The following is an 11,424-nucleotide window of genomic DNA, read 5'->3' on the forward strand; positions in this document are numbered from 1 at the left end:
CTAAACCGCTTCAAATCCGTGAAAAAAGCCCGTTAGCCAACGTTATCCGATGCAATAAGGACCAATCAGGAGCCTCTGGGGTCGAAATATCCCTTGATATCTTTCCGCCCCTGCCTGCCGCTCAAAAGTGCCTTGAGCGATGAGGTCGAATCGCCACCTTGCGGACCCAGGTCGCTGCCCAGCGACACCACGAGTTCCTGCTTGATGACCTTGATCGCGGCAGCCAGAGCCCCATGTTGAGCGCCTTTTCGCATTTCACGCCTGGCAACGGTAAACGCCGTCCGATACCACGGCTGATCGTCGGGAGAGATATTCTCGCGCAGAAACGCGTCGAGATTGGTCATGAATTCCGGCATCGTACCGCCGACCAGCCAACGGAAGCGCGGATCGGTGTTGAGGCACGGTGCCTCATCACCACCCGGCACGGTATCTGGCACCACATAGATCGGACGGGTGAACGACCTACGGAAGGAGAGCCAGAACAGCGCCCAGAATTTTGCCTGGCGGGAGAGGAGCAATGGGGAGTAGCGGTTGGAAAAGGTCTCGGGCGAAATCCGTCCATCCAGCAGGACACCATCGGGCGCCTGCACGGCGCTGAGGATCGTATTGCCGTAGCCGGCGCTCGTATAGGCGGAAAGCCGCCCGCTGCGCAGGTCCGACATAAGCCGCTCCAATTCTGCGGGCAGCACAACATCGTAGGGCGTTTTGACAAACAAAAATTTTCTGGTTTGAAACCATCTGATGCCGGTCGCGGAAAATACCATCACGAAAAAGCTGCTCAAAAATAAAATGAGATACGTGATATAGGCAGGAGAGTTTGGATGATGAAAAATAAATGAAAATAGAAGAATCCCAGATGCCAAGCTTACAATGAAAGATACAACTAATAAAGCGATGAAGAAGCTGAACGCCCTATCAGATTTTTTCTTCAGATCGACAATCGCCTGATCAACCAGTTGATAACCTTTTTCCAGATTATCAGGGTTCAGCTTCTGGGCTGCGAGCAAGCTCAATCGGACTGCTTTCATTCCCCTCGTCTCGGTATTTCTCTTGGCAACAATACGCTCCCCAAGCTTCCATCAAAATACGCCGTTTTTCCAGAAGATTACCACGCCGATAGGCGGCTTCAACCTTATTGCCGATCGTATGGGCAAGCGCCATCTCGGCTATATCGCCGTCGAACTGGGTTTCCTCGGCGACCCAATCGCGAAACGATGAACGAAAGCCATGAGGAACCGCTGCGATTCGCGCGTCGCGGCAAATCTTGGTCAGCGTCATATCGGACAACGGCTTGCCCGCGCGCTGGCCAGGAAACACAAGCTGGCTTCGTGCCTCCCGATAACCTTGCGCAAGCTTGAAGACGTGACATATCTGCGACGAGAGAGGGATGACATGCTCCCGCCCTGCTTTCATCCGTTCGGCGGGAATCGTCCAGAGCTTGTTCTCAAAGTCGATTTCATCCCATGTGGCGCTCCTGATCTCCCCAGAGCGTGTGGCGGTCAGGATAAGAGCCGCCAGAGCCAGGCGCCCGATCGAATCTCCCGATCGGAGATAAGTGAGGAAGGCCGGCACCTCGGCGTAGGGCAACGCTGTGTGATGAACGGTCTTGGTCTTCGCCTTGGGAAGGGATTTATCCATTGCTGCCAGCGGCAGGGGAAGCGTGCGGTAGCCTTTGCCGATCGCCCAGTCCGTGACGTTGCTGATCCGCTGCCGAACCCGGCGGGCGGTTTCAGGCTTGTTGAGCCAGATCGGGGCGATTGCTTCGCGCACATGATGACCGTCAAGATCGGCGATCGACACATCGCCGATCAGCGGGAACGCATAGGTCTCAAGGGTCGTCAGCCATTGAGCCCGGTGCTTCTTGTTCTTCCAGGTCGCCTTGTTCTGCGCGTAGACCTCAAGGGCAGCTTCACGGAAGGACGGGATGCCCGCCTCCTTGCGGCGCTCGGCCACGGGATCAAGGCCAACTTCAACCTGCATCCGCGCCTTGACGGCTCGTTCGCGCGCCAATGCCAAAGATACCTTCTTGGCACTGCCGAGGCCGATGTCACGCCGCTTGCCGTTTTTCTGGACCCGGCAGACCCAGGATTTGCCACCCCGTGGGCTAATGACGAGATAGAGCCCGTCGCCATCGCCATAGCGACCCGGCTCCCTGATGGCCTTGACGGTTGTTGCTGAAAGACGCCCCATTTTTATCCCACACTTCTTACCACGCGAGATGTGGGATAGGATGCAATTCCATGCATCAGCATGCAACACGAAATGGCGTGAATTCCGCAGAATTCCGCCATTTTTGGCAGGCTATAACATTGAATAAAAAGGGGAATTGGCGGAGGGGATGGGATTCGAACCCACGGTACGGCTTGACACCGTACAACGGTTTAGCAAACCGCCGCCTTCAGCCACTCGGCCACCCCTCCGCCGAGGAGCGTGTTTATCAACACGGCGTTTGCAGCGCTGCTTGTAGACTGTCACCACAGCGCCGTCAAACCCCAAACCGCCGGTTCCCCGGCGATTACAACACTTTCTTCAGCGCCTCGTTCACCAGCGCCGGATTCCCCTTGCCGGCCATCGCCTTCATGACCTGCCCGACGAAGAATCCAAACAGCTTGTCCTTGCCGCTGCGATATTCCGCCAGCTTGTCAGGGTTTTTGTCCAGCACCGCCTGCACGGCAGCGTCGATCGCCCCCGTATCGGTCACCTGCCGCAGCCCCTTGCGCTCGACGATATCCGCCGCCGACTCACCGCTCTCCAGCATCTCCTCGAACACATCCTTGGCGATCTTGCCGTTGATGGTGCCATCGGTGATCAGGTCCAGCATCCCACCCAGCGCATCCGCACTGATCGGACTATCCTGAATCGTGCGACTGGTGCGGTTCAGGGCCGCGAAGAAATCGCCGATCACCCAGTTCGCCGCCAGCCGCGGATCACGCCCGCGCGCCACCGTCTCATAGAAATCGGCCGTCGCCTGTTCGGCCACCAGCACGCCCGCGTCATAGCGCGGAATGCCATATTCATCCTGAAAACGCTGGCGCTTCGCATCCGGCAGTTCCGGCAGCTTCCCGGCCAGATCCTGAACCCACGCCTCCTCGATCACCAGCGGCAACAGGTCAGGGTCGGGGAAATAGCGGTAATCGTGCGCATCTTCCTTGCTGCGCAGCGAGCGCGTCTCGGAGCGCGCCGGGTCGAACAGGCGCGTTTCCTGATCGACCGAACCGCCATTTTCCCAGATTTCCACCTGCCGCACGGCCTCGACCTCGATCGCCTGCATGACATAGCGGATCGAGTTGACGTTCTTGATCTCGCAGCGCGTCCGGAACGGTTCCCCGGCCTTGCGAACCGACACGTTCACGTCGGCACGCATCGAGCCTTCTTCCATGTTGCCGTCGCAGGTGCCCAGATACCGCAGGATCATGCGCAGCTTGCGCAGATACGCCCCCGCTTCCTCCGGCGAGCGGATATCGGGCTCGCTGACGATCTCCATCAGCGCGACACCCGCCCGGTTCAGGTCGATGAACGAACGCGCGGGGTCCTGATCATGCATCGACTTGCCGGCATCCTGTTCCAGATGCAGGCGGGTAATGCCGATCATGCGCGTCGAACCGTCAGCCAGTTCGATCTCCACCGCACCCTCGCCGATGATCGGATGCGTAAACTGGCTGATCTGGTACCCCGTCGGCAGGTCCGCGTAGAAATAATTCTTGCGGTCGAACCGGCTTTCCAGATTCACCCGCGCCTTCAGCCCCAGCCCGGTGCGCACGGCCTGCGCCACGCACTCCCGGTTGATGACCGGCAGCATGCCCGGAAACCCGGCATCGACCAGACTGACATGCGTGTTCGGCTCGCCACCGTACGAGGCCGAAGCCCCCGAGAACAGCTTGGACTGGCTGATGACCTGGGCATGGACTTCCAGCCCGACCACCAGTTCCCACGGGCCGTCGCGCCCTTCGATCAGATAGGTCATCACACCACCTCCGCGCGCACGGCCGGACGATGCGTGAAGCCCGCCGCCCGCTCCAGGGCACTGGCCGCCGCGAAAACCGATTCCTCGTCGAACGACCGGCCGATCACCTGCAAGCCCAGCGGCAGCCCGGATGCGCTCAACCCGGCAGGCACCGACATCGCCGGCACGCCGGCCATGCTGGCCGGCACGGTAAACACGTCGTTCAGATACATCTGCACCGGATCATCCATCTTCTCGCCCTGCGCGAAGGCGGGCGACGGCGCGGTCGGCGTCAGCAGCACGTCCACCGTCCGGAACGCATTCTCGAAATCCTTGCGGATCAGGTTCCGCACCTTCTGCGCCCGTAGATAATAGGCGTCATAATAGCCGGCCGACAGCACATAGGTCCCCATCAGGATCCGGCGGCGCACTTCGGCCCCGAACCCTTCCCGACGGGTCGCCTCATACAGCGCATCCAGCGACTCACCGGGCACCCGGCGGCCGAATCGCACACCGTCATAGCGCGCAAGGTTCGACGAACATTCCGCCGGCGCCACGATGTAATAGGTCGCCAGACCGTATTTCGTGTAGGGCAGCGACACCTCGACGATCTCGCATCCCGCGTCACGCAGCCACGCGATGCCCTGTTCCCACGCCGCCTCGATCTCGGCAGGCATGCCCGCCACACGATATTCGGCGGGAATACCCACCTTCATGCCCTTCAGCGACCGGCCGCAGGCCGCGCGATAATCCGGCACCGCGATATCAACGCTGGTGCTGTCCCGCACATCGAAACCGGCCATGGATTGCAGCAGGATGGCACAGTCCTCGACCGTACGCGCCATCGGCCCGGCCTGATCCAGAGAACTGGCGAAGGCAATCGTCCCCCAGCGGCTGCACCGTCCGTAGGTCGGCTTGATCCCCGCGATGCCGCAATAGGAGGCAGGCTGGCGGATCGACCCGCCCGTATCGGTCCCGGTCGCTCCCATGGCCAGCCGCGCGGCCACCGCCGCCGCCGACCCGCCAGACGACCCGCCGGGCACCAGCACGGTCGCCTCATCCCCCGCCCGCTTCCACGGATTCTCCACCGAACCGAAGGCCGAGGTGATGTTGGCCGAGCCCATGGCGAACTCGTCCAGGTTCGTCTTGCCGACAAAAACAGCGCCATCGGCCAGCAGGTTCGCCGTCACCGTGCTTTCATAGGGCGGCACGAAGTCTTCCAGCATCCGGCTGGCAGCCGTCGTCCGCACGCCATCGGTGCAGAACAGGTCCTTGATCCCCAGCGGAATCCCGGTCAGCGCCGGCGCGTCCTCGCCGCCGGCCAGGATCGCATCGGCCCGCCGCGCGGCATCCAGCGCCAGGTCGGACGTGACGGTGATAAAGGCATTCAGCCGCCCGTTCAGCCGCTCGATGGCCGCGACATGCGCCCCCACCAGTTCCGTGGCGGAGAATTCGCGGCGACGCAGCCCCCCCTGGGCAGCGGCGATCGTGAGTTCGGTCAGCATCATTCCACCACCTTCGGCACGGTATAGTACGGTCCCGCCGCATCGGGCGCGTTCGACAGCACGGCATCGCGTACGCCGCCGTCGGTCACCACATCCTCGCGCATGCGCAGGGCAGCGTGCCCGGTGCCGACCATGGGTTCGACGCCGTCGATATCGACTTCGTTCAATTGCTCGATCCAGCCGAGAATGCCGTTCAGTTCCCGCTGAAGGGCGGGCAGGTCGGACTCGTCGATACCGATCCGTGCCAATCTGGCGATACGTCGGACCGTCGCGGGGTCAAGCGACATGAAGCACAACTTTCCATTATCATCTGGGGGGAATATCCTGCCGGTCAGGATACCGCGCGGACCATAGACCCAGACCATGCCCCTGTTCAACATGCACCAGATCCGCACCCAGTTGGGTCGCGGCCAACGCCTGCTGGGCATTGATCCCGGCCAGAAGACGATCGGCCTCGCCCTGTCGGACCCGCTGCTGATGCTGGCCTCGTCCTACGGCACGCTCAAACGCGGCAAGCTGGGCGCCATCGCCGCCGAAATCGGCCGGATCGCGGCGCGTGAGGGCGTCGGGGGCCTGGTCTGCGGCCTGCCGCTGTCAATGGACGGCAGCTTCGGCCCGGCGGCCCAGGCGGCACATGACTGGATGTTGAACCTGTCGGCCCTGGTCGGCCTGCCCGCCGCGATGTGGGACGAACGCCTGTCCTCCAGCGCGGTGAACCGCATGCTGATCCAGGACGCCGACCTCACCCGCCAGCGCCGCGCCGAACTGGTGGACAAACTGGCGGCCGCCTACATGCTGCAAGCGGCGCTGGACGCCTCGGCCACGCGATCGGAGCCTGCCTGAAAACACGCGCGCCCCACGCGCCGCTTCCGCGGCCCGCTCACGCGGCGATCGTCTTTTCAGACGATCTCTATCGTTTTTTTTCAGAAAGGGAGCCCGAAGGATGGTGGGCGCAACAGGGATTGAACCTGTGACCCCTACCATGTCAAGGTAGTGCTCTACCGCTGAGCTATGCGCCCATCCGTTCGGTGAACAGGCTTCTAGCCGGGCAACCGGCGTTGCGCAACCCATCCGTACGGAAAAAATGACGAGCCAGTGACCGTTTCCGCCAACACATTAAAAAAGAAGGATAATATCCTTCCCACCGCGCCGGATGACCGCGCGTGACGCACACGGCCTCCCCGGTCCCCCCTGAATCGGACATGATATCGGACACGATGCCGGACACGACATCGGAAGCGCCTCCCAGCCCTTTCGTGCTGGTGCCACCCCTGATCGCGGGCGTACCCCTGGTCGTCGCCTCCCCCCATTCAGGGCACGCCTACCCGCAGGATTTCCTCACCCTGTCGCGCCTGGACCGCACGCTCCTGCGCCGCAGCGAGGATTTCCGCGTCGACGAACTGCTGGCCGGCGCCCCCGGCGTCGGCGCCCACCTGATCCACGCCACCTTCCCGCGCATCTATTGCGACGTGAATCGCGATTCGGATGAACTCGACCCCACGATGTTCACCGAGTCCATGCCCCCCGAGCGCACGACCATCACGCCGAGGGTCCGCGCGGGCCTCGGCGTCATTCCCCGCATCTCCGCATCCGGCGCGCCCATCTACCGCACCCGCCTGCCGCTTCGGGAGGCAACGGACCGAATCGCCCGCTTCTGGGCTCCCTATCACGCCGCCCTGTCGGCCCTGATCGCGGCCCAGATCGCGGCCCATGGCGTCTGCGTGCTGGTCGATTGCCACTCGATGCCCGGCACCGGCCTGCGCGCGTACGACATGCCGGATTTCGTGCTGGGTGACGCCTGGGGGTCGTCCTGCGCGGCCGCCCTTACCGAGGCAGCCGAGGCCTGCCTGCGGTCCCACGGGTTCCGGACCAACCGCAACACCCCCTATGCCGGCGGCTACGTCACGCGCCATTACGGCAGGCCCGCAACGGGGTGCCACGCGCTCCAGGTCGAAATCGGCCGCGCGCTCTATATGGATGAAAACGGCCTGACGCCGAACACCGGGTTCGGCGACATCCGCACCGTCATGACCGCACTGCTGCGCACGCTGGCCGGCATCGCCACCGACCTGGCCCACCCGTCCGGCATCCGGACGGGCTGAGAGCCTGACCGAAAATGCGCGGAGGCGCTCAGGCGGAAGGGGGCGCGCCGCCCGGTGTCTGATGATCGACCGCGGCTGGCAGAAACTGCGCCAGCGCGGGCAGGATCGTCGCCGCCGGCAGGCCCGTCTTGTCGACCAGCGCCTGCACCTGCTGGTTCGAGAGAATCGAACGCAACTGGTCGGCCGACACCGGCAGGTTCTCGCCAGTGCCGATCCAAGACCGCACCTTGTCCCCCAGTCCGGCCTGTTCCGCCTGGGCCAGCAAGGTCGAGATACCGTTGGCCGACGTCAGGTCGGCCAGATGCTGATGCACCTGATCGGTCAGCCCCGTGCTGTCCGCCAGTTCCGTCAGCTTGTTCACCAGTCCGTCGAAAAGTCCCGCCATGATCCACCTTCAATGCCGATTGGTTCAGTAGAGGCCGACCGCCAGGGATCGGCCAAGGGGCCCGGACAAAAAAAAGACGGTGCCGAAGCACCGCCAAGTTTAGGGAGGAAACGTCCAAGAAGCAGCCGTTCAAACGAAACGCTGCAACCCATTTTTGATGGCTCAGATCACTTTTAAGTGTCAAGAAAAATCGCGACGCCAAACACATGTCCACGGCCGACGCGGCCCGACAGCCGTATCGAACTCGATCAAGATCGCAGGATTTAAACGGGTTTTTTCCGGTCGGATGGTGGGTGCGACAGGGATTGAACCTGTGACCCCCGCCGTGTGAAGGCGATGCTCTACCGCTGAGCTACGCACCCATCCGTGCCCGGTGGGGACCTCATAATGGATCTCCCACCGGGCTGCAAGACACCCCGTCACACATTCTTCAAAACCCGAACATGTGGTCCAGCGAGAAGGCGCCATCGGCCCGCATGACACCGTGATAGCCAAACAGCCGGCACGTCACGTCGCGGATCATGACATACCCCCCCATCCCCGCGCGCGCGATCGCCGCCGCGCCGAACAGGCGATGCGGCCAGACCATCGCCGATCCCGAACAGGCGATCTCCAGATCCGCCTTCGCCACCGCCTGCCCCTGCCCGTCATGCAGGCTCAGCACGGTCCGCGACCACGGCCGCCAGTTGGCGGAAGCGGGGTAGATCAGGCAGCAGAACGCCTCGCCCAACCCGTTCCCTCCCTTCAGGAACAGCCGTGTGGTCAGCCCCGGCGGCGGCCCGGAATATGATTGCGGCTCGCCGAGATAGGTCATGACGGTATTGAAGATATGGGCTCCGAAACTGGTCTCGGCCGCATGGCCACCCTCCCGGGCGGTAAACCGGATCAGCGCATGCAGCCAGCCATCGGCCTCGCCGCCATCGCGGAAATCATAGACCAGCTCCCCATGCCCCTCTGGCACGCCCAGTTCCGCCACATCCTGCGCCAGGTCATGGCCTCGCGGCAGGCAGCCGAGGAATTTCCGGCCGGTCAGCCGCCCTTCGACATCGAAGCAATCCAGCCGCAGCGGCAGGGTCCCCTGCGATTCGGCCATGGGCGAAGGCTGGACCACCGTACGAAACCGCGCCGGGTCCAGAATCGGGAACGGCAGCAGATATCCCCGCCCCAGACTCGGCGGCAGGTCCGCAATCCCCGGATCGGGCCGCAGATCCGCGCGCTCCACGTTCAGATGGGCGATGCGCGTCCGCGCGGCCTGCGTGACTTCATAGCGAGGCCGCACCAGATACCGCCCCGACCGAAGCTCGATCTGCGCCGGCCAGCGCAGGTCGGGCAGACACGCGGCCACAGGAATCGCCACCGTTTCATAGGGGCCGATTCCACGCATGATCGGTACCTGCCGCTCGTCCCCCATGCGGTTGAGCGCCATCGCACCGGCCGGAATCGGCACGGCGTGACTGTTCTGCACCCACAGCACCACCTCTTCACCCACATCCGGGGCCGGCAGGTTGGCATAGCGGTCCGATGGCCAGGCATTGGCGTCATGCGTCACCGACAGGCTCGGATTATCCCCGGTGCCATAGGTATCCAGCGCATATTTCACCACGTCGTGCCCCGCTACGCCGATGGCATGCACGAACAACTGCCCGACGAAAGGCGGCAGGCCGAACCGCGCGCGCACCGCGCGACTGTCGATCACGATCGCACTTTCACCGTCGGGCACGGCCTCTTCCCAACTGGCCAGCACCTCGCCCCGCGCCCCGAACAGCCGCAGCCACAGCCGCACGTCCGTCGCCCCATAGCGCGCCCAGTAATTCGCCGTGACCAGACGGGTCGACAATCCCTCCGCATCGCGGAAAAAGGCATGATTGGTCGCGAAATTCAGCCGGTCGAGATACCGCTCCGGCACGGTCAGCAGGGTATCGGGCAACCGCACGCCGTCCAGAGCGAAAACCCGCGCCCCGTCGGGCAGCAGATGCGCGATCCGATCGCGCACCCGCGCACCATCGAAACTGACGACCAGCACCGCCCCGACCGCCGCAAGCGGCAGATCCACCAGCGCCCGCGCGGGACCGGCCGCCGTGGGCCGGCCGACGCGCTGCGTATCATGGACATACACGCCTTCGATCACGCCCAGGCCGGACAGCCCATCGGCGGCACCGGGGCAGAGCGCCAGCACCATGGCGAACATGCCCTCGGGGTCATACACCGCCACCGGCCCGGCGGCGCGAACCGAAGCCGCCAGTCCCGCCAGCGCCTCGGCCGCCAGCGGATGCGCCAGCGCCTTGTAGAGAACATTGCCGCCCGCCTGAGCGTCATAGGTATGGATGTCCAGCATGGGGATTCCATACCGCATAATCCCGCCCCCAGAAATCATACCGTTTCGACAGGTTGCGGACACCGACCGCCGTGCGGAACCTCAGCCCAGCCCCAACCGCCGCCGCATCGTCTCCGCCACCTCGATCGTATCGTCCAGCGGCCCCACCGGCCACGCCTCCATCCGCCCCGAAAAGCGGCGGATGCGCCCGGCCACCGCCAGTTCCCGCAGAAACAGCCCGATCCGCCGCGACCGCCCCGGCAGATCGACGACCATCACCGGCGCCGTCCCCGCCACGGCTTCGGACACCATCGAGACACTGTCCTGCGTCACCACCACCCCATCGGCGCAGGCCAGCAACCCCAGATACGGATTGTCGCCCTGCATGTCCCACACCCAGCCCCCCAGAGGGGCCAGCGCCTCACGCACGATCCGGCACACCCCTTCGCCCGTCCGCCGCGACGGCGTCACCGCCATCCCGACTCCGTCACGGCGCATCATGTCCGCCAATTGCCCCGCCAACCGGGCCGCAACCGCCTCATCCAGCCGGAACCGCCCGTTGGAACCGCCCAGCAGCACGGCCACCAGCGGGCGCGGCAGATGGGCCAGACGCGGCAACCACACCGCCCGCGCCGCCGCCAGCCGCTCGGGCGAGACCCCATGCAGCGCGGTGCGCGACAGCAGGACATTGGAACCACTGATTTCATCATGCCGGTTGGCGATGACCAGATCGAAGCGATCCAGCCGCATGCGCGGATTCTGAATCTGCACCACACGCCGCGTGCGCGCCCGCAACGCGGCTCCCACGGCGCCCCCGGTCCCACCGACACTGAAGACCAGCCCCGCCGCCCCCGCATCCAGCGGATCGACGGCCCGCAGCGGCGCCGGCCACCACGCGGCCGGCCCCCGGCCCCACAGGCCCCGCGCCCGCACAGAGCAGAAAAACGGCTCCAGCCCGGCCCGCGCCGCCAGCCCGAACGCCTGCGACCGCATCCCGGCCAGGTCTTCCGCCACCACCGCCACCGCGCGATCCGCGGCGGGCAGAACAGAAGGGGCGTCATGCGTGCTCATCGCCCCATCTGCCGTCCATCCCGGCCGACCGTCAATGCCACGACCCGCCCCGGAGATTCGCTTTGCTTCCCCCGGACCGCCACACACGGTATCCCCTCATGGAA

At 64.3% G+C, this 11,424-nt stretch carries 10 protein-coding genes and 3 tRNA genes; 2 read left to right on the forward strand and 11 right to left on the reverse strand.

The genetic code is table 11. The annotated features are described in order from the left end of the window. Positions 1-65: 65 nt before the first annotated feature. The 6 genes from ABF821_RS04105 to gatC all read right to left on the reverse strand — a co-directional run bounded on the left by ABF821_RS04105 (position 66) and on the right by gatC (position 5,735). Positions 66-1,013, reverse strand: a complete 948-nt coding sequence (locus ABF821_RS04105) for a hypothetical protein (RefSeq protein WP_415529127.1) — start codon at positions 1,011-1,013, stop codon at positions 66-68. Next, the gene (locus ABF821_RS04110; protein WP_415529128.1) at positions 979-2,190 is read right to left on the reverse strand and encodes a tyrosine-type recombinase/integrase; all 1,212 of its coding nucleotides are present in this window, start codon (positions 2,188-2,190) and stop codon (positions 979-981) included. Before ABF821_RS04110 ends, ABF821_RS04105 begins: the two co-directional genes overlap by 35 nt. Before the next feature lie 137 nt (positions 2,191-2,327). Further along, positions 2,328-2,420 (reverse strand) — tRNA-Ser (locus tag ABF821_RS04115). Positions 2,421-2,515: 95 nt separating this feature from the next. Next, positions 2,516-3,964 (reverse strand): Asp-tRNA(Asn)/Glu-tRNA(Gln) amidotransferase subunit GatB, encoded by a 1,449-nt coding sequence (gene gatB, locus ABF821_RS04120; RefSeq protein ID WP_415529129.1) that lies wholly within the window; start codon positions 3,962-3,964, stop codon positions 2,516-2,518. After that, positions 3,964-5,448 (reverse strand): Asp-tRNA(Asn)/Glu-tRNA(Gln) amidotransferase subunit GatA, encoded by a 1,485-nt coding sequence (gene gatA / locus ABF821_RS04125; RefSeq protein ID WP_183009228.1) that lies wholly within the window; start codon positions 5,446-5,448, stop codon positions 3,964-3,966. The genes gatB and gatA overlap by 1 nt, the downstream gene beginning before the upstream one ends. Further along, positions 5,448-5,735, reverse strand: coding sequence for an Asp-tRNA(Asn)/Glu-tRNA(Gln) amidotransferase subunit GatC (gene gatC, locus ABF821_RS04130; RefSeq protein WP_182975027.1), 288 nt, complete (start codon positions 5,733-5,735; stop codon positions 5,448-5,450). The genes gatA and gatC overlap by 1 nt, the downstream gene beginning before the upstream one ends. Positions 5,736-5,811: 76 nt before the next feature. On the opposite strand from gatC, the gene ruvX reads away from it, so the two are divergent. After that, positions 5,812-6,291 carry a Holliday junction resolvase RuvX gene (ruvX, locus tag ABF821_RS04135; protein WP_183009162.1) on the forward strand — a complete coding sequence of 160 codons (480 nt, stop codon included), beginning with the start codon at positions 5,812-5,814 and terminating at the stop codon, positions 6,289-6,291. A 101-nt stretch (positions 6,292-6,392) separates the two neighbouring features. On the opposite strand, the gene ABF821_RS04140 is transcribed toward ruvX, so the two are convergent. Continuing rightward, positions 6,393-6,467 (reverse strand) — tRNA-Val (locus ABF821_RS04140). 198 nt (positions 6,468-6,665) lie between these two features. Between ABF821_RS04140 and ABF821_RS04145 the strand changes: the two genes are divergently transcribed. Continuing rightward, a complete protein-coding gene (locus ABF821_RS04145; RefSeq protein WP_415529130.1) occupies positions 6,666-7,550 on the forward strand; it encodes an N-formylglutamate amidohydrolase in 885 nt (294 codons plus the stop codon). A 28-nt stretch (positions 7,551-7,578) separates the two neighbouring features. Here ABF821_RS04145 and ABF821_RS04150 read toward each other — a convergent pair whose 3' ends face one another. From ABF821_RS04150 to ABF821_RS04165, 4 genes are all read right to left on the reverse strand, one after another. After that, positions 7,579-7,935 carry a YidB family protein gene (locus ABF821_RS04150; RefSeq protein WP_182975025.1) on the reverse strand — a complete coding sequence of 119 codons (357 nt, stop codon included), beginning with the start codon at positions 7,933-7,935 and terminating at the stop codon, positions 7,579-7,581. A 287-nt stretch (positions 7,936-8,222) separates the two neighbouring features. Beyond that, positions 8,223-8,297, reverse strand: a tRNA-Val gene (locus ABF821_RS04155). A gap of 68 nt (positions 8,298-8,365) precedes the next feature. Then, complete coding sequence (locus ABF821_RS04160) at positions 8,366-10,270, reverse strand: hypothetical protein (RefSeq protein WP_415529131.1); 1,905 nt, start codon at positions 10,268-10,270, stop codon at positions 8,366-8,368. An 81-nt stretch (positions 10,271-10,351) separates the two neighbouring features. Beyond that, positions 10,352-11,320 carry a mitochondrial fission ELM1 family protein gene (locus ABF821_RS04165; protein ID WP_415529132.1) on the reverse strand — a complete coding sequence of 323 codons (969 nt, stop codon included), beginning with the start codon at positions 11,318-11,320 and terminating at the stop codon, positions 10,352-10,354. Positions 11,321-11,424 lie beyond the last annotated feature (104 nt).

This window comes from Gluconacetobacter sp. (assembly GCF_047721585.1).
GTDB lineage: Bacteria > Pseudomonadota > Alphaproteobacteria > Acetobacterales > Acetobacteraceae > Gluconacetobacter > Gluconacetobacter dulcium.